The organism is Proteiniphilum acetatigenes DSM 18083 (assembly GCF_000380985.1).
In the GTDB taxonomy this organism is placed as follows: domain Bacteria; phylum Bacteroidota; class Bacteroidia; order Bacteroidales; family Dysgonomonadaceae; genus Proteiniphilum; species Proteiniphilum acetatigenes.
Genome location: NZ_KB905693.1, coordinates 305,768 through 329,694 on the forward strand (window position 1 = coordinate 305,768; position 23,927 = coordinate 329,694).

Annotated in this window: 18 protein-coding genes and 1 tRNA gene; 13 read left to right on the forward strand and 6 right to left on the reverse strand. The window is 44.3% G+C overall.

Features of this window, described 5'->3' with window-relative positions; all coding sequences use genetic code 11:
• Window positions 1-20: 20 nt before the first annotated feature.
• Genes F597_RS0103285 through F597_RS0103310 form a run of 6 tightly spaced genes read left to right on the forward strand, consistent with a single transcriptional unit; the run spans window position 21 to window position 11,050 of the window.
• Window positions 21-3,197, forward strand: a complete 3,177-nt coding sequence (locus tag F597_RS0103285; protein WP_019538287.1) for a fimbrillin family protein — start codon at window positions 21-23, stop codon at window positions 3,195-3,197.
• A 22-nt stretch (window positions 3,198-3,219) separates the two neighbouring features.
• The gene (locus F597_RS0103290; protein WP_019538288.1) at window positions 3,220-4,329 is read left to right on the forward strand and encodes a fimbrillin family protein; all 1,110 of its coding nucleotides are present in this window, start codon (window positions 3,220-3,222) and stop codon (window positions 4,327-4,329) included.
• A gap of 17 nt (window positions 4,330-4,346) precedes the next feature.
• Window positions 4,347-6,521: a fimbrillin family protein gene (locus F597_RS0103295; RefSeq protein ID WP_019538289.1), complete on the forward strand. Its 2,175-nt coding sequence runs from the start codon at window positions 4,347-4,349 to the stop codon at window positions 6,519-6,521.
• A gap of 18 nt (window positions 6,522-6,539) precedes the next feature.
• Complete coding sequence (locus tag F597_RS0103300) at window positions 6,540-8,537, forward strand: fimbrillin family protein (RefSeq protein ID WP_076931867.1); 1,998 nt, start codon at window positions 6,540-6,542, stop codon at window positions 8,535-8,537.
• Between the two features lie 13 nt (window positions 8,538-8,550).
• Entirely contained in the window at window positions 8,551-9,750 is a 1,200-nt protein-coding gene (locus F597_RS0103305) for a fimbrillin family protein (protein ID WP_019538291.1), read from the forward strand.
• Between the two features lie 31 nt (window positions 9,751-9,781).
• A complete protein-coding gene (locus F597_RS0103310; RefSeq protein WP_019538292.1) occupies window positions 9,782-11,050 on the forward strand; it encodes a hypothetical protein in 1,269 nt (422 codons plus the stop codon).
• Window positions 11,051-11,272: 222 nt separating this feature from the next.
• Here the strand turns inward: F597_RS0103310 and F597_RS0103315 are convergent, their stop codons facing one another.
• Entirely contained in the window at window positions 11,273-12,253 is a 981-nt protein-coding gene (locus F597_RS0103315) for a hypothetical protein (RefSeq protein WP_019538293.1), read from the reverse strand.
• Window positions 12,254-12,477: 224 nt separating this feature from the next.
• Window positions 12,478-12,978 (reverse strand): flavodoxin, encoded by a 501-nt coding sequence (locus tag F597_RS0103320; protein WP_019538294.1) that lies wholly within the window; start codon window positions 12,976-12,978, stop codon window positions 12,478-12,480.
• 141 nt (window positions 12,979-13,119) lie between these two features.
• Between F597_RS0103320 and F597_RS0103330 the strand changes: the two genes are divergently transcribed.
• Window positions 13,120-13,191, forward strand: a tRNA-Arg gene (locus tag F597_RS0103330).
• A gap of 128 nt (window positions 13,192-13,319) precedes the next feature.
• Here F597_RS0103330 and F597_RS0103335 read toward each other — a convergent pair.
• Window positions 13,320-13,760, reverse strand: coding sequence for a bactofilin family protein (locus tag F597_RS0103335; protein ID WP_026327075.1), 441 nt, complete (start codon window positions 13,758-13,760; stop codon window positions 13,320-13,322).
• Window positions 13,753-14,592 (reverse strand): M23 family metallopeptidase, encoded by an 840-nt coding sequence (locus tag F597_RS0103340; RefSeq protein WP_026327076.1) that lies wholly within the window; start codon window positions 14,590-14,592, stop codon window positions 13,753-13,755. Before F597_RS0103340 ends, F597_RS0103335 begins: the two co-directional genes overlap by 8 nt.
• A 776-nt stretch (window positions 14,593-15,368) precedes the next feature.
• On the opposite strand from F597_RS0103340, the gene F597_RS0103350 reads away from it, so the two are divergent.
• Window positions 15,369-15,932 (forward strand): DUF4256 domain-containing protein, encoded by a 564-nt coding sequence (locus F597_RS0103350; protein ID WP_221406088.1) that lies wholly within the window; start codon window positions 15,369-15,371, stop codon window positions 15,930-15,932.
• A 163-nt stretch (window positions 15,933-16,095) separates the two neighbouring features.
• Window positions 16,096-16,890 (forward strand): 3-keto-disaccharide hydrolase, encoded by a 795-nt coding sequence (locus tag F597_RS0103355; RefSeq protein WP_019538299.1) that lies wholly within the window; start codon window positions 16,096-16,098, stop codon window positions 16,888-16,890.
• 144 nt (window positions 16,891-17,034) lie between these two features.
• On the opposite strand, the gene pckA is transcribed toward F597_RS0103355, so the two are convergent.
• Window positions 17,035-18,627 carry a phosphoenolpyruvate carboxykinase (ATP) gene (gene pckA / locus F597_RS0103365; protein WP_019538301.1) on the reverse strand — a complete coding sequence of 531 codons (1,593 nt, stop codon included), beginning with the start codon at window positions 18,625-18,627 and terminating at the stop codon, window positions 17,035-17,037.
• 447 nt (window positions 18,628-19,074) lie between these two features.
• Here pckA and upp point away from each other — a divergent pair, with 447 nt between their 5' ends.
• The gene (gene upp / locus F597_RS0103370; RefSeq protein WP_019538302.1) at window positions 19,075-19,734 is read left to right on the forward strand and encodes a uracil phosphoribosyltransferase; all 660 of its coding nucleotides are present in this window, start codon (window positions 19,075-19,077) and stop codon (window positions 19,732-19,734) included.
• On the opposite strand, the gene F597_RS0103375 is transcribed toward upp, so the two are convergent.
• The gene (locus F597_RS0103375; protein ID WP_019538303.1) at window positions 19,731-20,720 is read right to left on the reverse strand and encodes a glycosyltransferase family 2 protein; all 990 of its coding nucleotides are present in this window, start codon (window positions 20,718-20,720) and stop codon (window positions 19,731-19,733) included. The two genes, upp and F597_RS0103375, sit on opposite strands and share 4 nt — an antisense overlap.
• Window positions 20,721-21,101: 381 nt before the next feature.
• Between F597_RS0103375 and F597_RS0103380 the strand changes: the two genes are divergently transcribed.
• The 3 genes from F597_RS0103380 to F597_RS23070 are packed head-to-tail and all read left to right on the forward strand — an operon-like array spanning window position 21,102 to window position 23,924.
• Complete coding sequence (locus tag F597_RS0103380) at window positions 21,102-22,145, forward strand: TlpA family protein disulfide reductase (protein WP_019538304.1); 1,044 nt, start codon at window positions 21,102-21,104, stop codon at window positions 22,143-22,145.
• 22 nt (window positions 22,146-22,167) lie between these two features.
• Window positions 22,168-23,706 (forward strand): YifB family Mg chelatase-like AAA ATPase, encoded by a 1,539-nt coding sequence (locus F597_RS0103385; protein ID WP_019538305.1) that lies wholly within the window; start codon window positions 22,168-22,170, stop codon window positions 23,704-23,706.
• The gene (locus F597_RS23070) at window positions 23,694-23,924 is read left to right on the forward strand and encodes a four helix bundle protein (protein ID WP_019538306.1); all 231 of its coding nucleotides are present in this window, start codon (window positions 23,694-23,696) and stop codon (window positions 23,922-23,924) included. Before F597_RS0103385 ends, F597_RS23070 begins: the two co-directional genes overlap by 13 nt.
• Window positions 23,925-23,927 lie beyond the last annotated feature (3 nt).

A 23,927-nucleotide genomic window follows, 5' to 3' on the forward strand; every position in this document is an offset into this window, starting at 1 on the left:
ACAATAAATATTGATCAGATATGAGACATAAATCATTTTTAAATATATGTAAATCACTGTTGGGAGGAGCCTTGTTGACCCTGTTGGCCACTGGTTGCAATAGCGAAGACTTCACTCCTTCTACCAACGATGTGAAAGATGCCGTGGTGCTCACGGGGGGCACCACAATCTCTGTAGATGCCCAATCTACCACCCGTGCCGCCAATGACACATGGGCAGCCGACGACCTGATTGGCGTCACGATGTTAAGCACGTCAACCCCCACGACACCTATCTATACCAATAACCAGTATAAAGCTGTCGCCGCCGGATCGGGTGATGTAGCTTTCAATCCCGAAACGGAAGGACAAAAGATGTATTATCCCATCAATGGTAGCGAAGTGACCTTCAAAGCCTATTATCCCTATACAGGACTCACTGATTATCCCAATTATCCGGTGAACGTGTCGGGACAAGGCGATATTGCCGCTTTGGATTTGATGACAGCCGTCCATGAGAACAAGGATGGCTCTACAGCCAATAGCAAGGATAATAAAGAAGCCCATTTGGTGTTCCATCACCGCCTGACCCTTGTGACGGTCAATCTGCTCACAGAAGCCGGAAGCCCTATTGATTTAGGTGGCAGTCAGTTGGCAATTAAAGGGATGAAGACCACAGGTAGTTATAACCTGTTGACCGATGTGTTGACACCCGATGCCGCAAGTGTGAATGCCATCAACATCCCATTGTCGAACAACACAGGACAAGCCATCCTCTTGCCCCGGGAAGCCGGCGAGGGTGTTACATTTGAAGTAACTACCGACAATGGTGGAGTTTATACCGCAAAAATGGATGCCGGCCTCGAATTGAAAGGCGGAACCAAATACACCTTCAACCTCACCCTCAAGACCACGCCGGCGTTGATCACCGCCAGCATTGAAGACTGGACGGACGGGCCTGTTAGGAATTACGATGTCGTTCATGTTGTGACCGCCCAAGGTGAGAGCGAAGGATTCAAGGAAGACGACGTGCTGAGGCTGTATGCCAAAGATAACGGAGATGCTGACTATAGTTATACTAAGGGTGGTTCATTTATCTTCAAAGGATCCAAATGGACCATCGAGAATCCCGTTTATTGGGAAAACTTCACCGGACCGGTCGATTTCAGAGCCACTTCGGTGTATGCCGAGAAGCTGAATACCACCCAGATGGACGATTACCTGGTGGGTGAAACCACGGGTGTGGATTTATATAAAGGAGTACATCTCGAGATGAAGCATGCCGGAACAAAAGTCACGGTGAAACTCTCATCTTCTGACGGCATTTACACGGCTGCGGACCTGCAAGGAGCTACCGTGACTTTGCCCGATTATCTCAATACCGGGTCTTTGAATGAAACTACTGGAGCATATACCGTTGGTACCGGCAAGGGAGACATTACCCCCGAAGCGCCGGGAGCTACCGAGCGGGTAGCCATTTTCCCCGCACAGACTATCGCCGCGAACGACGTGTTGGTAAAAGTGGAAATCAACGGTCACGTGTATGAAGTGAAAGACGCCTCAGCGTTTACGTATGAAGCGGGACAGCACCATGAAATACGGTTGAATATTCAAAAGTCGGGGGTGATGCTCACCACCAAATTGGTTGATTGGGTAGATGGCGACGATCATGAAGCGGAAGTACGGATTGGTATCCCTACTTTAGGAACCAATGAAAATATCCCTGATGGCAGTCAATTGAGACTTTTTACCGAAGAGACCGTAGGAGCTGAACGGGTTGAAGTACCTGGTTATTTCACCTACAATGCGACGAGCGATAGTTGGAGTTATTCAGTTGCCTCCAATCCTTTGTTCTGGGAGGTTCTGCCCAGTACGGGAAATATATACGCTTCAATTGAAAACGCCGCGATAAATGGTACAGAGGGTTATAACCAATCGAAAGACTATATCGTCGCCACGCCGATAGAGAATAAAGGTGGAAAAGGCAATACGGCCGTCCATTTTGAAATGAGTCATGCCGTATCACAGGTGAACGTAACTTTGCGCACTTCCGACACCTATACCGCGGACCAGCTTAAAACAGCTGAAATTACTTTGCCCGGTTATACGATCGGAGGAAGTTTGAACAAGGGTGTATATGTGCAGGGCGCCAATACCGGTGATATTCGTCTCGATAACCCCAACAACAATGAAATTTCCACACGTTCCTATTTGCAGGCACAGACCATCCCGGCGGGAGAAATCGTGGCCCGTGTGAAGATAGGCACTCGGGTTTATGATGTGACATATAATCACGATGTGGAATACAATGCCGGTGAGATCACCCATCTGTTCATCACCATAAAGGGATCGGAAGTACTGGTAAGTGTGAAGGTGACCGACTGGATCGACCAGACACCTGTGGAGCTTACCTACTCATTCAATGAGAGCCCCACAAGTGTGGAAGGATTTGAAGTTGGAGACAAGATTACTTTCCACCGTTTGGATAATAATGGAGATGTAATCGAATCGAAAGTATATGTAGTGCAGGAAGTTGAAGGAAAGAAAAAGTTGGTGGCGGAAGACGGAACCCCATGGTACAGGGACGACTTTGCAACCGGCGACAAGATCGTGGCGGTTTATCCCGATGGAACGCGTACCGGGATTGCATCCGGAGAAAAGACCTTCGATGTGGATTTGAACGGCAAGACCGATCCTTCCGACCGCACCAATGATATTCTGGTCGCGTCCGATGGAGAGATCGAAGACAAGGATGCCAATGTGGATCTCACTTTCGATCACATATTGAGTAAGGTGACCGTGAATATTATCCCTGGCGAAGGATTTGCTCCCAATGAGATAAGCGGTGGAAGTCCGGTGGTAGAGCTTGTGGAATTCATGCAGAAGGGGACAGTGGATATATCCAACGGTACTGTTTCAAATCTATCCGATAACCAGACATTTGAACCTACTCAATTGACTACACCTAATAGCGGTGCCGAATTGAGTTACCAGGCGTTGATCTTGCCTCAAACGAAGGGCTCTACCGGGAATAAAGTCATGTTAGTGAAAATCACGCTTGGAGGTGTTGTCTATGAAGCCCAATACGAAGGAGTCTTCACTTTTGAACCAGGTAAAAACCATGTGTTGGATATCACCCTTGCCAAGACGGCATTGAAACTCTCTGCGACAATCGCGGAATGGGAGCTCGGTACCAAAGGTGATATCACAATTGATTAAGTAATTTCTAAAGATGTTAGAGATGAAAAGGAAATATTATACATATATGGCGGCACTTTGTTCGCTGCTCATTTTTGCGAGTTGCGACAAAGAAGCCATCGATATCCCCGGCACGGAGACGGAGAAGGTGCCAATCACCCTCTCCGCGTCTTCCCTTCCGGTATCGGTAGATGTGCAGACAAGGGCGGAGACGATCGATGGAAGAACCATTGGGGTGGTCGCCGCAAATACGGATGAAACAACCCCTCTTACATCCGTCGATTGGTTCGATTACTATCTCGATCATGTAAAGGCAAGCGGTACAAATACAACATTGAACGGAGAGAAAGAGGTCGCTTTTTCTCCTGCCCAATATTGGCCGTTCAATCCCGCCGAATACCTGGCTTTCGTGGCTTACAGTCCGTACCATGGGACTAACGGTGATAGCAGGGTAGAACGAGTGAGCGGGACCAACACATTAAAGGTCACAGCCAATGGAAATTCTTTTCCCGATTTTCTTTATACCGAGCCGGTTGGCCCGTATAACAAAGAAACAGCAAAGGCGGCAACAGATAAAGCCATCGGCTTAGGGGAATTTCAACACGCCATGGCAAAGCTCGATATACAGGTGAAATTGGTGGATAAAGATGGGGTAGAAATTCCGGCAGCGAATTTCCCTAATCCGAACCGATTGAGGATTGCGGAGCTGAGAGTATCGACGGAGGTGAAAAACGGGGAGTTCGATTTACTTCAGACAACATCTCCCAAAGCATGGACGAACCTGGATGCGACAGGTCCTAAAGAGATAGTGCGTACTCACATCAGTTCGTTAATAACACTGACGGCGACACTTCCCACTTATACAAACTGTTTCTTGCTGCCGGGTACGGAGGAAAAGAGTTATGTGTCGATCAAGATTCAGGAACTACACCCAACTACCAACACTGTTGTCAATGAAGTCTTGAGAGAGGCTAAAATCACAGAGTTTGAGGTCTCCAGTGGGGTAGGCGCCAAACTCGAAATGGGTAAAACCACGTTGCTGACCATTAAGGTGAAATATGTGCCTATTCCGGATCCCGATACAGATGTCATTCTTGAAGGACAGTTGGTGGAATGGGATTATAAAGGTGAAAGTACCGTTACGATTGAATGATATAAAGGATAAAGAATATGTTGAAACAATTCTATAAATATATGACGGCACTCCTCATTGGTGGAACCATCGTTGGTTGTACTTCCGACCTTCCGGTGGAAAACCCGCCTGTGGAAGGAGATGTGCCGGTACAACTGAATGGAATGCTGAGGTCGTTGGGTGATGCTGATGACCCAGGTGATGGGGAGTTGATCACTACAGGGTATCCATTGGAAGCCTATTCCGGGGTGAAGTTTTACCTGTCCGCAAGGACAGTCGACGCGCCGGTATCAAACTACTTGCTAAACCAGGAAATCTTTATTGGTGCGAAAAATACAACAGACCAAGGCCGGAATAAGCTGGATGGTACTGTCTATTATCCTCTCGGTAAGAAAGCGATTAATTTGTTTTCTTATACAGGATCGACGATAAGTGAAAATGGAAATATCACCCTGACTTCCGGTACAGGTATCAATAATGACTATCTGTTGGGCGTAGGGACCGAAGCCGATGGGACTACACTGAAATCCGGCAAGTCGGATGATCCGGTCGAGTACATCACCTACAAGCACCTGATGACCCGGGTGGATGTGAGGATAGAGGTGGCAGGTGATGTGGAAGAAACGAAACCGCAGAGCGTGACAATGAATTTCTACCGTTCCGGAAATACGGCACCTATTGCTAATAAAGGCACTTACAACATATTTACCGGTGGAAATAGTGAGGGTTATGCAACAAATAGTCCAAATGGGGACTATAGTTTTTCAAATATCACGACAACCCCTACCACTCACTATCTGGTGCCAAACGGCATGAACTTGACCACATATCCAGGGCAGATATTTTCCTATCTGAAAATTGATGACTATGTGGCCACAACAGAAGACTTGGTGGCATTGAAATTCTCAAAAGCTAAATTAGGGAGTACGGGAGTCGAAACCGATTTTATTCTTAAACCGGGTCTTGCTTATGACTTGGTGTTTAAAATCAATCGGTTGAAGATTACTTCGATAGAAGTGACCGTGAAACCTTGGGATGTTAAACCGGGTGATACCGAATGGGGTTACGAACCGAAAATTATCTCACTCTCCACTGATGACTATGATAGTGGTGATATCTCCAAGATGTTACTGAAGTACGAACATACGGATGGAAAGGTATATCAATATATCGGTAAGGCAGAGTTGGATGGATCTGGTTACAATGTAGATTTTGTTTCATTACCCCCAAACCTCTCAACGTTAGGGGGCAAACTCACGGCCGATTTATATACTAAAGACGGACTATTGGCAAAAGATGTCACGATCACTCCTTCCGGTGATACAGAGCTTGCGGTGGACAATCTGGGCAGATATGGAATGAAGAAAAGGGGTGATATATTGGAAATTTCCACTCCCTTGCAATTTGCACTGATGCTCAACGATGCCGCTAAACCTGACGGTGCGAAATATGAAGTGATGAGAGACCTTGATATGAATGGTGTTTCAGTGGAGATCGTTCCTCAGGCATTTCCCGAAAATTCAGTGTTGGACGGTAAAGGATTCGATATTTTAAACCTGTACATCACTGGTAACGGCCTTTTCACCGAAAATAAGGGAATCTTGAAACATTTCCGTATCGCGTCGGGAGAGATAACAGGAAACGGCTCCGGAGCTATCGGGGCGATCTGTCAATCCAACTCCGGTACGATAGAGGCGGTAGCCAACCAGGCCAACGTGCAGGCTGCCTCAGGACAAATGGTTGCCGGTGGTATTGCGGGGACAAATGAGGCTGGCGGTACAATCATCGCTTCGGTGAATAGCGGAAACGTATTCGGTGATTCTTCTGGAGCCGTAGGAGGTATTGTCGGTGAAAATAAGAATTCCAGTGGAGGCGCTGTTACCGCCTGTCTCAATACGGGAATGCTCGATAAGAGTGCCAATGTCTTGGGTGGAATCATCGGCACTTCGGTAGCCGGTACTTCCCAGCCTGTTGTCGTCACCGGATTTTGGTTGACCGGTACAGCCAGAAAAGACCAGGCTGTCAGTGCGGAATTGGCCGTAGGCAATAACCCTGAATATGCAGTAGATGGAGAAAGTGCCGATTTGGCTTCTTCGGTAATTCGTAGTAACAATACGATTGATAAATTAAATAGCGCATTGGGTTCTTCTGCTTGGAAGTACGAACTGGATGAGAATAGGTTCTCTTGGCCAATAGCAGTACCGAATCCTTAATTTAATAACGAAAGAGATATGAAGACTATGAAATATATCACGTATGTGTGTGTGGCCCTTTTGTCGGTGATCCTGTATGGCTGTTCGGATGAGGTGGTAAACAATTCCGAACCTGCTGCCGAGGGGACCTTGCTAAACCTATACGTGGGAGATATCGTAACGCCCGGAACCCGTCTTGCCGAATTAGGGGGAGCCGGAAGTATCAGCGAGGGAACGCATCCCACAAATGGTGACGACAAAAAGAATATCGGATTGTATATCTATTATGAAGATGATTATAAAGCTGATATTCTTACGAAACCCTATGTGCGTAACTTGGAGTGTGAAGTGAAGGACGGTAAAATCGTGCCGGTAGATGGGAGTGATATTTATATTTACGACCGGATGACTATTGTGGCTTTTTATCCTTATAATAGTGCGGCTGACGATTATACATTCACTTCGAAAGATGATGAGAAAAGATATCCCATCACCGAGAACGATTATTCTTACCAGTATTATATCCCATACCGGGCACAAACTAATGTGAATCCTACCAATGCTTATCTTGTAAGATTGCATTTGGTGCCTCAGCAAACAGTGAAAATACAGGTGGTATTGGTGTCTGACGATCCGGACCTATTTCCTGATGCTACGACAAAGACAGATGGAGTAGTGAAGATAGTGCCGTCTATAGATCCACAGGATGCCGGCAGCGGTGAGGATAAGAGGGAGAATTGGGTGGATATCATTGAGCAACCCTACGGCTCTGCGCCGAGTCCCACCTCCAGTGGAATGCATGTGCAACGATTTACCTCCTATATATGGAAAAATAATGAGCAAAAGGGAACCGATAATCCCCATCATGGCGACAATCCTAACCACTACGACAATACCTTCAAAAAAGGGGATGTATTGCTTCAAAGTGATAAGTTGACTTTGTTTTTCCCTGAGGACTTGGAGATACGGGAGGGTAACGTATATCGTTACGGATACAATTTAACAACCGGTGAGATGTTTATTCCCACTTCCGATAACCTGATATATGATGCATCCACTTTGGCCGGTGGGAGTGGGGGATACCAAGTGTGTGATATAGATTTGACAGATAAAGGCGACTGGACCCCGGTAAATTTTTCCGGTACCTACGATGGTGGAGGCCATGCGGTAAAAAATATGAAAATAACCCAAGTGCCGGTTGACGGGAATGTTGGCTTGTTTGGAAGTGTTACCGGCAGCAGCGTCATCAAGAACCTGCATTTGGAGAGTCCGGAGATTGAGGTAGAGAATACTGATCCCAATCAGACTCTTAACATAGGGGGACTGGTAGGGCAGCTGAACAGGGCTTTGACTCCAGAAGAGGAGGCAGCCCGAATACAAGCTATTGAAAATAATTTAAGAGAAAGTCTTCCCCCCGGGCTCCCCGAGTCGGTGATCCAAGCTCTATTGTCCGAACTCTTGAAAGAAGACACCGGACAAGGAACCAGTAGCGTGCAGGGCTGTAAGGTTTCACAACCCACGATTAAAGTCACGGGAGAGAACGTGATTGTGGGTGGCCTCGCAGGAATTGTTGGTGATGACCAGAGTTATAAGGGAGAGATAAAAGATTCTTATGTGTCTGAGGGCAGTATTGAGGTGAATAAAGATGTGGACCCCAACACTTACGAGAAGGTATGGGTTGGAGCCTTTGCCGGCCTGGTCAATGGAGGTTCCATATCGCGTAGTTACACAACCTCTTCGGCTGAAGGGTATATGCAACCAACTCCACCCGACACTGATCCCGTGGAGGTGGCACAAGGATTCACCAATGTAGTAGATCCTGTACCGGCAGGAACAGGTGTTACCGATAGCTTTACGAAAACCTTGAAAGGTAATACGGTGGATGGGGTAAAAGAATTCGGCCCTTCCGAATGGCCTTCCTGGGGTACCAGTGACGAGTGGCCGAAAGCAAATAGCACTTTGGATAACTATTGGGGAAATATGGGAAGTACTCCTTCCAACTATCCTACTTTAGTGTGGGAGTCTCGTTTACAATAATAAGAATTTGATTATGAAGATAAAATCATTGATATATTCGCTGTTGATCTTTGGAGGGGTGGTCTCTTTGGGTTCGTGCCAAAACGATGTCAACGATCCTCTTCCTGTGGGGGAAGGACAACAATTAACATTGCTTCCTTCCGTGGCAGATAGGAACAAAGTGGAAGTTCGCGCCGCAGGAAATATACCGTTTTTCGAGAACGGGAACGATATCACTGTCCAGGTCAAGACAAGCAGGACGGGAAGCGATTTTGTTTCGTACCCCTATACTTATAACAACGGTACTTTTGCCGAAAAGGCTCAAGGTCAGGGTTTCTTTTTTCCTGCAGACCAGACTTTTATTTCTGAGTTGAAAGCCTTTTGGCCGTCGTTTGAGAACAGGGGCGCGGTTATTACCGATCAACGCGACTTGGATCAGTTCAAACTTGCCAACCGCCTTACTGCCCATGTCACCGAGGCCAATATCATGCCTACGGCAGATCCCGTTCCATTGGTTTTCCAACATGAACAAAGTAAGATCACTTTCCGACTTGCAGGGCAAAATGCCAGTGGATTAATCATCAAATCACTCCTTTTTGAGCTTGAAAATGTTGATCTTGATGATGGACAAGGAGAGCGGCAAGTCGGTTTTTGGGCGTACTGTGAAGGGACGGGAACCCTCAATGCCGAAGTGATTGTGCCGGCCGGAGTTGTCTTTGGCCCAGGCATAAATGACGGAAAGAGAATGGAAATTGGATTGGTGAAAGTGGGTGCTGAAGGAACTACCGATAATGACTACGAAGGGATTATGTATATCCCTAATAGCACGCATATTGAGTTACAAAAAAATCACGATTACTTGGTCACCCTTACTCCCGAAGGTTATGATTTGATGGCAACTATCTCTATAGCCGGATTCCCTCAACCCGATGGGGATCACGTGGGTGTGCCCTTCCAGCTTCCGGTATTGAATGAAGAAACAGAGCGCTATGAGATAAGTACTATCGCACAATTGGTAACCGTATCATGGTTGCTGACCGGAGACCTGAATGGGGAGTTGCAATCGGATTGGAGTACTCGTACATTCGACATCGTGAATGATATAGAAGTATCCGACAGGATAAAGGCAGAGGGAGATCGTTATCTGAATATTTCTACGTTGAACAATTACAAGAATCAATTTTCCAATGCTGATAAGGTCACTTATTCTGATGGGACGAATGTGTTTAACTGATAACGGGATAATCTTATAAACAGGAATAAAAATGAAACATAAAACTTTATATATATACGCAGTTGTCCTTATATTGGGCTTCAATGTGGCGGGATGCGACAAGAATGACAATATTGAAGTCAACAGCGATATGGTGGAGATCGATGGTGTCGCATTGCAATTGGGGGGTGTAGACCTTTCATCAGGAACCGCAGCTACTACCAGGGCAACAGTAGCTGGCATTGATTATGCCGTGAATACGAATGAAGACCCTACTAGTAGTTTTTTTTTCCTTGGCAGTAATAATATTCGGGAAGACTGGAAGTTGGACTTTTCCCTGTATAATGGAAACGCATCCGGAAGTGTTGATGGAACACCATATGACGCTGCTTCCTTTACCGCAGGTGTGTATGATGACACGAACAATACTTGGAAACCATCTCCAGACAAGCAGCTCCTTTTCCCCAACTATTTCAAGCCGCATGTGGAGGCGTGGTTGTATCCAAGCACAAAAGATGCCGCAGTTGCAACTGATCAATCTACAGAAGAGCAACTGATAGCTCAGGATATATTGCACAGGGCGAAATCGGTGCTTCCGGGAAATGCCACAGAATCGTTTGGCAAGAAACTATCTGTCCAATTGAGCCATCAACGGGCGATGCTTAATTTCAAATTCCAAGACATTGTACGCGAGGATATCAATGAGGTAACGGTTAAGGTAAAGGTAGGAGGAACGGATTATACGCCATATAGTGTAAGAGCCGCGGGCGTACTGGAATATATGCTGATACTTCCCGAAGCTACACCTGCTGCAACAGAGATCATTGTGGAGTATGTGACCGTTGGTAATGATCTTCTACTGCCGATCGAATATAAGCATAAGGTGAACTTGGGTATAACCGGAGCACTCGGAAGCAATAATTGCTATTGCTTCACCTTATCTCCAAAAGAGATGACAATATCTCCCGTGTCTGTCATTAATTGGGTCACCGGTGAGCCGGTTTTGGGAGAGTATGTGGCGGTCACGGCTTATCCAACGTTTAAAGGTCCGAAAAATGAGACTTATTATTTCTATTACGATAATCAGTTGACGGAAGACGGCTCTTTGAATGGCACGCCCAAATTGCAGGAAATCAACTTCAATAATGATGGTGAATGTACTATCAAACCCGACGGACGCATTATTACCCATATTTTTAAAGGGTCAGATCCCACTATGGAGGATTGGAATCTATACAAGTTGGACAATCCCATAATATTGGGCAATACAGAAAAAATCTATATCGATTTGGAGACAATAATTAATACCCTTTATCCTTAGAGATCTAATCAAAGAATATAAGTGGTTTATTCCGCTCGTTTAGAAGGCAGGTCAAGCAAGAGAGGCTGCTTCAAGTATTTTGGGACAGCTTCTCTTCCTTATTATCCCGGTTTTAGAATAAATGAGCAGAGGAGCCTGCCAAAACCAATTCATCAATAGAACAATACCAATGGTAGGAATATATGATATAAATGTGTTTTTTGCCTTCTTCTAGCAGGGAAATCAGGCCCGGAATTCAATCAAGTGAATTTTTGGATATTCACCTTTGATGTCATTGTCTAAATATTCGGAAAGTTGCAGGACATCGTCGAAGTAGCCTGTTCTCTCATTCCTGTGATCCGGACGGCAAGGTTTTGAAGGAAGTTCCGCCGGATGCAACTTCGAATAACGGGCAGACTTGGATGCCAGGAATTTCCTCACATTTTCAATATACTCCAATGGAATCTCCGCATGGAACTTCTTCCGCAAGCCATTTTGATCGGTATTGCCGCTTTCCATGGTAGTGTATCTCAAGGCGCTTTCCCCGGGACGTTTATTCTTTTCTTCCTCAATAGGGAGTTTCAGGGTATGCATCAGATTGATAATGTCGCTTGTCAGCAACTGGGACTTGAATTCGAGTACTTCCAGATCCCGTATTTTGGTTTTCTCATCTATATTTTGTTGTTTCAGATGTTCTAATGAAACGTCTACTTCAATATTGAAATTCCTGAACTTCAGTTCTAGTTCATGCAGGATATCATAAAAATCAGGAGTATTGTCGAAACGGTCGAAACGCAGGTCTTCCGGTAGGAGTTTTAACTTTAACAGGTGCTCTTCTGACGGATAATACCTGTCAAATCCTTCTTCCTGAAGCTTCCAGTGTGTTGCACATATACATACCTTATTCCGGTACATGTGGCGTATCAGGTCGGACAGGATTTTAGACTGAAATGTACGCTTGATCTGTTGCTGTTTTGATTCCCTGCGAATGGCCTGCCAGGTAAGCACTGTTCCCAGGGCGGCAAAGGCCGCTAGCAAAAGGTTGGTGATCTCGTCTGCATCCGTTTGCCCCAAACGAGTAGGATTTGTGTTGACTGACGTTTTCTCGGATGCCTGCGCAATTTTGTCCAGTGTTAAGCTCGGTTCGATTTCAACGCCATAACAACTTACCGACAAGACCACTATCAAGGCTGTCAGTAAAATAAATCGTTTTGATACTGCCATTATGATTATTTGTTTTTCACTTCAATTGCATGAATTGTTGTTCAGGACTACCTTGCCCGTCAACTTTCTGACTGTCGTGTTATTACGCACCACAACCGTTTCCTTAAGAAGGCCGTTCCTCAATCGTCACACAAATATATGCAATTTAATCTCTCAACCAGCTCCTTTCACTGAAAATTTATTCAAGGTTATCCAATAATCAATCACGATGGAACATCCACCCACTACACGAATTCTTCTTTCAAAGTTTCGACCCATTTAGCGAGGCGTTCTTCGGTCATATCATACTCGTTATCCTCATCAATGGGAAGTCCTACCCACAAACCGTCGATTACGGCGGTAGACTCGTCGTAGGTATACCCTTCATCCGGAACCCGGCCAACAATTTCGGCTTTATCGCTTAATTCGTCGTAGACCACTTTCATCGATTCTGCAAAACTGGTCGAGTAAGAAGCGCTGTCGCCTAGTGCGAAGATGGCTACCTTTTTTCCGGTGAAATCCATTCCGGCAAAACTAGGGAGAAATCCGTCCCAGTCGTCCTGCAGATCTCCTATCCCCGTAGTGGAAGTCCCTACCACAAAATAAGGATAATCTTTTATTTCATCGATGGAAACATACTCCACATTATATAAGTCGGCATTTCCGTCGAACAGGTCCTGCACCTGCCTTGCCACAGATTCTGCGTTCCCGCCCGATGAACCGTATAGAATCGCTATTTTATTCATAATTTTTGTGATATTCAATTTTGATCTATTGAATAACAACTTAAAAAGGAAATTGTTTGTCGGCGTGAGATGCAAATATTTTTTCTCGTTCCTCTTTCTTTTGTAGATAACGGGAAAAATATTATTTTTGCATTTCTATTCGGCTCTGTAGTTCAATGGATAGAATAGCGGTTTCCTAAACCGTAGATCCGGGTTCGATTCCCGGCGGAGCTACTTAAAAGCCTGTCTTTTTTAAGGGCAGGCTTTTTCGATAGGGCTCTTACAGCAAAAAACGTACATTTGCGATACAAAGTTCTACAATAGTTCTATAAAAATTGGGGAACGTTCAAAGTTCCGGTTTATCACTTTGTTCTTCCCGCTTCCTGTTGTTCTGTCGCTCCTTTTACTTTGCTCTGTTTGCCGTCGTTGTACACTTCGCGTTGCCCGATTTTCAGGGTTCCATCGTACTTGCTACCCATTTCTACTTCCAAAAAATCCGAAACGATATCGCCTTGAACCGATCCGGTAGTTTTTAAAATAAGTTCTTTACTTTTTACAGAGCCTTTGATATGTCCGAAGATAATGATATTATCGCTTTCCAAAAAGCCTTCCACATCTGCTTTTTCCCCCAGGATGATACCTTGTTTCGACGATATGTTTCCTTCCACTTTGCCGTCGATCCGGACAATGCCGTCTCCGTGAATATCCCCTTTGAAACTCATATCGTTACCTACTACGGTGGTGATAGGCAGGGAATCCAACTTTGAAACCCCGACATCCTTTTTTCTTTCTTCTTTAGCCATAAATTTCTTCCTCATCATCAATACTTATGTATTTTTTAGGGTTGATTCTCTTCCTGTTATAAATAATTTCATAATGTAAATGTGAGCCCGTACTTCTTCCGGAACTGCCCATCAATCCGATAAATTGTCCGCTCTGCACATAATCACCTTTCTTCACATGGATCTGCCAGAGGTGTGCGTACAGTGTTTGGAGATTTTTATCGTGTTCAATGATCACGCATCTTCCGTATCCGCCTTTATATCCGGCAAAAGTAACTATCCCGCAACCCGTGGCTTTAATGCTGTCCCCCACCTGGCCTTTAAAATCTATGCCGCCATGAAACTCCGTGTTTCTTCCTGTGAACGGGTTACGGCGATACCCATATTCTGAGGTTATTTTTCCGTCAAATGGTTTGCCTATCGGTACCGAATTTAATGTTTCCTCCAACCCCAGTACCTGCTTTTGATAAAAATCGGCAAATTCATTGATATTTGTGATGTCAAATTCAGCGCTTATTCCCCCCATATTGTCCATTTTCAACTTTTCCAACCCCCTGTCCTGGAGGAATGAGTTGATGCGATACATCCCTGAATCAATGGACGCAAAAGCGGTGAGGGCTTTGTGTAGATCGATCCGGCTCCGGATATAATTGGCCCTGTCCAGCCTTTCCTGATAAACCCGACTGGTGTTCTGATAGATCAGAAAACCGGAAACCAGGATAAAGGAGATGATAAGCAATGAGAGAAATGCCGCGTATTTCCGCCAGTGGACAATGATGTGGGTGGGTACCTGACGGACTTTGCTTGTCTTCTCCCTGGAATTAACAATTAGAACTGAGGTCTTATGTTTCATTGCTAAACTTTACCAGTTTTAAGTAAATTACGGCAAAACAATCCGGTAAAAATATTTATCTATATTTAAACGTGTTGATTATAAGCGGATTGTGTTCAGCCTTAATACCGTGATTATTTTATTGCACAGTATTAAGTTTATTAAAAAAATTACCTGACAGTCAAACAAAAGTAGCAATAAATATTTGAATAAGATTTTATTTACGATTTTTTAATCGATGTTTTCTATTGATTTTTAAGTTAAACCGTACGATTATTTCGTAAAATTTTTCGCTCCAACAGGACGCAGAAGAATTGTCATACCTTAGCCTGTTTAGAAAGAAAAAAACTAAATATGCTAATAAACAGATATTTATCGTGTATGGTAAGGCGACATATAAAAAAAATCGATAAATGATATTTTGGATAGAGATTTACTTTAACAATGTTGTCAAAATGAAAAATAACTTAACTTTCGCATATGAATTTGAAATAGGTGTAACTAAAGAGGAAACCTTGTGAAACTTGAAAAAATAATAAAATAAAACCGATAAAACGATTAAGAATGGAGCATTAAAACATAATCACCGGCTGAATTGTTTAAATCTGAATGATAGAGTCTCTCAGTTACAGAAAGATATCGGTGAGACCTTCAAAAAGACGAATAAAACTATTTCGTTAAGTAAGCGTAAAGTGAATTTATTTACTTTGCCGAACGTAGAATTAACAATCGAGGAGCGAAGGCGACTCAAAATGTAATATAATTGAACAATCAATATAAACTTTATGGGGAATAAGATGCAAGATAAGAATGTGTTACCGGAAGAACAGGCGAACGCGTTGCTGGCTACCTTGCGGATCCGGTTTGAGAAGAATATGAATCGGCACGAAGGCCTTGACTTTCGCAAGATACAAAGCCGGTTTGAAGAGTATCCGGAAAAGTTGTGGTCACTCAACGAGATGGAGGAGACCGGCGGAGAACCCGATGTGATAGGATATGACAAACAGCTTGACAAGTACATCTTTTGTGATTGTTCGCCTGAAAGTCCTAAAGGCCGAAGGAGTGTATGCTATGATCCCGAGGCGCTGGCATCAAGAAAAGAGCATAAACCCCGGCACAGTGCCATCGGGATGGCTTCCGAGATGGGAATAGCGTTGCTGACGGAGGAGCAGTATCATGCCTTGCAGCGGTTAGGTGAGTTCGATACCAAAACCTCAAGCTGGATCGTGGCGCCTCAGGATGTCAGGAAGTTGGGCGGTGGATTATTTGGGGACCGACGGTATGGACGGGTCTTTATCTATCATAATGGTGCCGAGTCTTATTATGCAGCCAGAGGATTTCGCGGTATTTTAGAGGTGTAAAGTTAAAAAATGATTATCTTTGCTCCTTATTATTCAATGACATTAAACATTTTTTACGCTCGGTAAAACAACTGACGACAAACCGAAGCCAAAAACAAATTTGTTTGAATTTTGGTGAGGTGCGAAGGGAAAAAGAAAATGTTTATTTAAACCGCTCACAATCATGAAGTATAGCAAATTATTCATTTTTTTTAGTGTTATTTCAATTGCATTTCTGGTTTCCTGTAACGGGAAAAGGACGGGCGAAGCTGAATGGGTACAGCTCTTTAACGGTAAAGATATGACCGGATGGACTCTGAAAATTACCGGATATGAAATGGGAGATAATTTTGGAAATACATTCCGGGTAGAAGATGGGATAATTAAAGTGCGCTACGAGGCGTATGATTCATTTGATAACCGCTTCGGACATCTGTTCTACAAAGATCAATTCTCACACTACAGACTCCGTGTGGAATACCGTATTGTAGGTGACCAATGCCCCGGTGCGCCCGGCTGGGCATATAAGAACAGCGGGATTATGATTCATGGACAGACACCTGAATCGATGGACAAAGATCAGGATTTTCCCACTTCCATCGAGGTGCAGTTACTTGGCAGCGATTCCCTGGTGGAGCGTACCAACATGAATGTGTGTACTCCCGGAACCAATATCGTGATGGATGGAAAGTTGACCCTGGATCATTGCATCAACTCATCTACCGATTATTTTTATGGTGAAGAGTGGTTTACCGCAGAAGTAGAGGTGAGGGGCAATGAAGTGATAAGGCATATCATCAATGGCGATACCGTGCTTCAATACTCGCAACCACAATTGGATGAACGGGATGCAACCTATGCCAAATTGGTTGAGCTGAATGGTGGTAACAAAATGCTGAGCGGTGGCACTATCTCCCTGCAGAGCGAAGGACATCCTATCGATTTTCGTAAAGTAGAGATTATGTTGCTGGAGGAATAAATATATACAGCCCTTCCATGGCCTCAACGGTGATGGATTACTGTAAAAATAAAAACCCGCCTCATATCTGCGAAGCGGGTTTTTTATGGATAATGCTCAACGAATTCGTTGTGAAAACTAACCGTTAAGCAAATTTCTAACTTATTAGTCTAATTGCGGTCCTGAAGGGATCAATGCTATGGCAGCATCGTTGTCGCAATATTGCTTGAAGTTTTCGATATACATGGCGGCCAGTTTCTTGGCTTTGGCTTCCCACTCACTCTTGTCGGCGTAAGTATTACGCGGGTCGAGGATGTCAGAAACACCTTCCAGTTTTGCAGGAGCCGTCAGGTTCATGATCGGGATGTGTACCTTTTCTGCATTTTCGATTGAACCGTCGATGATAGCATCGATGATGGCACGAGTATCTTTCAGAGAAATACGTTTTCCTGTCCCGTTCCAACCGGTATTTACCAGATATGCTTTGGCGTTGTGCTGATTCATCTTTTCAACCAACGTTTTTGCATACATAGTGGGATGCAGCGTGAGGAACGCTTCTCCGAAAGCAGGAGAGAATGAAGGCTGCGGCTCGGTGATACCACGCTCGGTACCTGCCAGTTTGGAAGTAAATCCGCAGAGGAAGTGGTATTGTGCCTGGTTGTCGTCGAGGATAGATACCGGAGGCAATACGCCGAACGCGTCAGCCGACAGATAGATGATTTTGTTAGCGTGACCGGCACGTGACGGAAGAACGATCTTGCTGATGTGGTAGATAGGATACGAAACGCGGGTGTTCTCAGTAGTAGAACCGTCAGTGAAATCGATATTACCTTCATCATCTACAGTTACGTTTTCCAGGAGTGCATCGCGACGGATAGCACGCCAGATGTCCGGTTCGTTTTGCTCGCTCAGGTTGATCACTTTTGCATAACAACCACCTTCGTAGTTGAATACTCCATGTTCATCCCATCCGTGCTCGTCGTCACCAATCAGGTAACGTTTCGGGTCGGCAGATAAAGTAGTTTTTCCTGTTCCGGAGAGACCGAAGAAAATAGCTACGTCACCATCTTCGCCTACGTTGGCAGAGCAGTGCATCGAAGCAATCCCTTTCAACGGCAGATAGTAGTTCATCAGGGCGAACATACCTTTTTTCATTTCACCGCCGTACCAGGTACCACCGATCACCTGCATTCTCTGGGTGAGATCAAATAATGTAAAGTTTTCAGAGTTCAAACCTTGCTCCTGCCATTTGTCATTGGTTACTTTTGAACCGTTGAGGCATACGAAATCGGGCTCACCGTAGTTGGCCAGTTCGTAGTGCGAGGGACGGATAAACATATTGGTTACGAAGTGGGCCTGCCAGGCAACTTCCATCACGAAACGTACTTTCATACGTGTGTCGGCGTTGGTGCCGCAGAAAGTGTCCACTACATACAGTTTTTTTGCTTTGGAAAGCTGATTGGCTACCAACCCTTTGCAGTAGTCGAATGCATCCCGGGTACAAGGACGGTTGATAGTACCATCCCACCACAAGGTATCTCTTGTGATGTCATCTTCCACGATGAATTTATCTTTAGGAGAACGGCCGGTGAATTTACCGGTGTAAACGGCAGTAGCACCGCTCTTTGTTAATTTAGCTCTTTCGAAACCTTCATTCGCGGGATTCATCTCATCCTGGTAAAGCGTCTCGTAGGAAGGATTATGAACGATTTCAAAATCGCCCGTAATGCCATACTTGCTTAAATCTAAATTTGCCATTTTGATAAAATTTGGGTTTAATATTATGAATGAATAAAACTTGCATGTAGACCAACGTTTTCGTTAAGCAATATGGGCAGAAGCCAAACTTGTTTGGATTATGCCGTTGTGAGAAAACGACTAACTTTAGTGAACCTAAAAACAGGCATACAAAAATATACAAATTCTTTCAAATAGGAAAATAATTAAAGAAATTTTTCTTTAATTGGCTGTTTTTTTATCCGCACATCTTTTTTTAAACAAAAAATCATATCAAAAGTTTAGCTGAGTACAGAAAATCATTACCTTTGTTTTCCGGAAATAATTACTTCGTCCAGTCGGTTGCGGAACTATTTCGTTAAGTCAACTGAGCAGAGGATAAGCAAGCTTATACTATGCCTTGGCGAGAACTGGGAATATTTGTTCTACACCGTGATAAGCTGGAAGAGATAAAATTGATTTATAAAAATGGAAGTAAACAACTTTTCGGACAGCAATTCTTTACTTAATTCTTTTATCCGTGAAATAAGGGATATCACCATTCAGAACGACCGGCTCCGGTTTCGCCGAAACATAGAACGTATCGGTGAGATTATGGCTTACGAAATCAGTAAAGGTTTTCATTACAAGAAGATTGAAGTAAGCACGCCGCTTGATGTGGCTGAGGTGAGTGTTCCGGAAGAGGATATTGTAATCGCTACTATTCTCAGGGCCGGACTTCCGTTCCATCATGGTATGTTAAATTATTTCGACGGAGCGGAAAATGCATTCGTCTCTGCATACAGAAAATACAAAGAGACCGGTCATCAGTCGTTCGACATTCATATCGAATATATCGCATCGCCCTCGATAGAAGGGAAGACCTTGATCCTGGCCGATCCGATGCTGGCGACAGGAAGTAGTATGGAGTTGACCTACAGGGCACTGCTTACCAAAGGTACGCCGGCAAATATCCACATAGCCACGATCATTGCCAGCAGACAGGCGATAGACTATTGCAAAGCCAATTTTCCTGAAGAAAAAACAACTATCTGGGCTGCCGCCATTGATCCCGGCCTGAATGAATCGTCCTATATCGTGCCGGGTATCGGGGATGCGGGTGATCTTGCTTACGGGGAGAAGATTTAATCATAAAATTTTTTTTCGAACGCTTTGAATTCACCTTTTTTCAAAATCAACCGTTTCCATACGGCAGATAAAAACCCTGTACCATATCCTGTCAATTGGATCCAGGCTGCTGCTATACTGTAAAGCGCTACGCCGACTGATCCGTTTTTTATGAGGGAGTCGATAAAGACAAGTAGCGAGTAAGACAGAGGAATAAGAAGAAACAGAGGGTGAATGACAGAGAGGACAAGGATTAATGCCATACCGGCGACAAAAAATGCGGGTAACAAATGTACTATCTTCAGTGATCCGGGGTGAGCAAGATGCAGGTTGATGCGTGCAATGCCTGAGTTGTATACCTGCTTGAAAAATTGTCCGAAGGTACTTCTTCGTTTGTGGTAGATAAAAGCATCGGAGATAAGTGCTGTCCTGAAACCGTTCTTCAGTAATCGCAGGCTAAGATCGATATCCTCTCCAAATCGCATAGAACCATATCCTCCTATCGTATCAAATGCTTTTTTGGAAACTCCAAAATTGAAACTCCGGGGATTGAATTTCTCCATAGACCTTTTACTGCCGCGAATTCCGCCGGTAGTAAAGAAAGAGGTCATGGAGTAGTTGATTGCTTTTTGTATTGTGGTGAATGTAGGTAGTGCTGCATCGGGTCCTCCATAAGCATCAGCGTACTGCTCACGGAGGGACTGGGAAACAGTCTCTATGTAACGAGGCGGTATGATGCAATCCGAGTCGAAGAAGATAAGATAATCGTATTTTGCCTGAGCTGCACCCACATTTCTGGTAAGACCCGGCCCGGAATTGGGTTTCTCGAAGTAAGTAAGATCGAGTTTATCGCGATATTTTGTCACTACGGTATCGCTTTTTCGGGTAGACCCATCCTCAACGATTACTACTTCAAATCGTTTGTCTGTTTGTTCACAGAGGCTTGCAAGAAGTTCGTCCACTTCATCAGGACGATTATAGAGAGGTATAATAATTGAAAAAAACATAATATCTACCCGTTTATTCAGCGCAAAGCTAATTATTTTATTTTATTTTCCCATTACAGGCCATCTATCTCTTCTTACTCTCTGATTTTTTACAGTCTCAATCTGATCCCTCTTGTTTTATCCTTTTTCTTCTCAATCCCGGCATTCTCGTTTAAAAACAAAAAACAGTTAAATAAATGTGAAAAATAATTGAATATTTAAAAAAATAGAATATCTTTGTCCTTCCGAATAAATATTGTTTTTTTGATAGGTTGCGAAAAAATTGCAGAATATCAGTAAAGATGGTTAATGAGAAGTTGTTGATATATGGTAAGGTTTTGTAAAATAGCTGTTTACTTACTTATTTTATATTCCGTCGTATCATGTAAAAATGGGGAGGGGATGCTGATCAGGGGGGAGATTTCGAATTTGGAGAATCCCTATATCCTGGTTACCTTTCTTTCTGCCGATACTCTTGCCATCGATACTATCAATGTGGATGTGAAAGGAAAATTCAATTACAAAAATCAGCTCGATACACTTACCTCCTTTTCGCTCTATCTGAATAATTACGAGAGCGCTGCCGTGGTTTTTGCTGATAAGGGGCAGACCCTGAAAGTGAAAGGAGATGCGTTATTGCCGGATCTCATTGAAGTGAACGGAAATGAGATTAATAACGATCTCACGCTGTTCAAGACGGAAAACCGTGAACTGCTTGCACAACGCGGTCAGTTGTTGCTTAACCTGAGTATGGAATCCCAGTCGGACACTATCGGCAATAAGTCAATCACCCGTCATGATGAGATTGCTAAATTGCAATTACTCAATCACGAACTGATATCACAAGCTGAAGAATTTATAAAAAAGAATCCCACGAGATTCTCCAGTCTTATCCTTATCAATAATTTTTTTATAAACAGTGATAATCCCCAGGCTTTGGAACGTGTACTGGCGTATTTACAGGGAAATGTGACCGATACTCAGTTTGCAGCCCGGTTGAGATCCTATTCTGAAAAGATCAACCGTTCGGCTGAAGGTGCGCATATGCCCTATTTTATGCTTAAAGATAAAGAGGGAGGAAATATTTATTCTCATGAGTTTAACGGAAAATATCTGCTGCTCTCTTTCGTTTCTACAGCGGGAATCGAGTCACGCGAAACTATCGATCTGCTGAAAGAAGCTTACCAGGAAGTCAATAGAGACAGCGTGGAGTTCCTGACTGTGTATATTGATTCGGATATCTATCCGGTGGAATATGTGGAGAATGATTCTATTCCCTGGAGAGTGGTTCCCGAGAAAAGAAGTTGGGGATCGGATATCGTAGATGCGTACAATGTGCAATATATACCCTTTAATATTCTGATCGCCCCTGACGGCAATATCAAAGTACGCAATATTCCTGCGCAGGGAGTAGCGAATGCAATCAGAAATTCTTCCGAAGATTAAGTGCAAAAAAAGACTTGGTAACATGCTGGTCAAATTGTTTGGAGCGGCTGTACAAGGTATCGATGCAACGCTCATTACCATTGAAGTTAACTGTTCAAGAGGGATTAGGTTTATGCTGGTAGGCCTGCCCGATACTTCCGTGAAGGAAAGCCATGAACGCATCGTATCAGCCATTGAAGTGAACGGGCTGAAATTCCCACGTCAACAGATCGTTATCAATATGTCGCCTGCCGATATCCGGAAGGAAGGTTCGGCTTACGACCTGCCGCTCGCTGTCGGTATCCTCGCCGCCTCCGGCTCCGTTTCTTCCGGCAGGCTTGGTGATTACCTGATGATGGGTGAATTGTCGCTCGACGGAACAATTCTTCCTTTAAAGGGAGCACTCTCTATCGCGTTAATGGCGAGGGAGAACGGATTCAAAGGGTTTATCCTGCCTGTGGCAAATGCGAAAGAAGCCGCCGTGGTAGAGGGATTGGAGGTTTATGGAATAAACAATATCCGTGAGGTGGTCGCTTTTTTTAACGGTGAACAGAAGTTGCAACCTACAACGGTCGATCTGCAACAAGAGTTTTTGGAAGGGCGCTCTTCTTTCGAATTCGATTTTTCCGATGTAAAGGGACAGGAGAATGTGAAACGGGCGTTAGAGGTAGCTGCTGCCGGAAGCCATAACGTTATTATGGTAGGTCCGCCGGGATCCGGCAAGTCGATGATGGCAAAACGAATGCCCTCTATCCTGCCTCCTTTTTCGTTGGAAGAGGCGTTAGAGACGACAAAGATACACAGTGTGGCAGGAAAGACCGATCTGGACAGTTCGCTCACGACCAACCGTCCCTTTCGTTCACCTCACCATACTATCAGCGATGTGGCGATGGTGGGGGGAGGTTCATATCCCCAACCCGGTGAAATAAGCCTGGCACATAATGGTGTACTTTTTCTCGACGAGTTGCCGGAGTTCAGTAGAAATGTGCTTGAAGTGATGCGACAGCCGTTGGAAGATCGTAAGATCACTATATCACGTGCCAAATTCACGGTAGATTATCCAGCCGGATTTATGCTGGTAGCGGCAATGAATCCCTGCCCCTGCGGCTACCATAATCATCCCGACAAAGAGTGTGTATGCCCTCCCGGAGCTGTACAAAAATATCTCAACAGAGTCTCCGGACCACTTCTCGACCGGATTGATATCCAGATAGAGATAGTACCGGTTCCGTTCGAAAAGATCTCCGATACTACACCGGCGGAACGGAGTGCAGATATCTGCAATAGGGTTGTGAAAGCAAGAGAGATTCAGTTACACCGCTTCAGAAACAGGAAAGGTGTCTTTTGTAATGCGCAGATGAACGGAAGGATGTTGCGTGAATATGCTTCACCCGACCAAAAAGGAATGAAATTGCTACAGGCAGCGATGGAAAGACTCAATCTTTCTGCCCGTGCCTACGACCGTATACTGAAAGTATCCCGAACTATTGCTGATCTCGACGGGAGTCAACAGGTGCAACCGTCACACCTGGCAGAGGCGATCAACTACCGGAATCTCGACAGGGAGAATTGGGCATTGTAAGGTGGGAAGGTGGGAAGGCTGAAGGTGCCTCCAGAAATTCTACAAAAGAATTTATTCAGTTTATTTACATATCCAACGGATCATTGTCAGAAATTGAAATGCAATTAGAGTTAGCAGTAAGATTGGGATTTATACAGGAGCAGAAAATTCCGGTTGAGAGTATAAAGCATATCAGATCAATGCTTTTAGGGCTTATCAGATCCCTGAAAGATAAATAATAA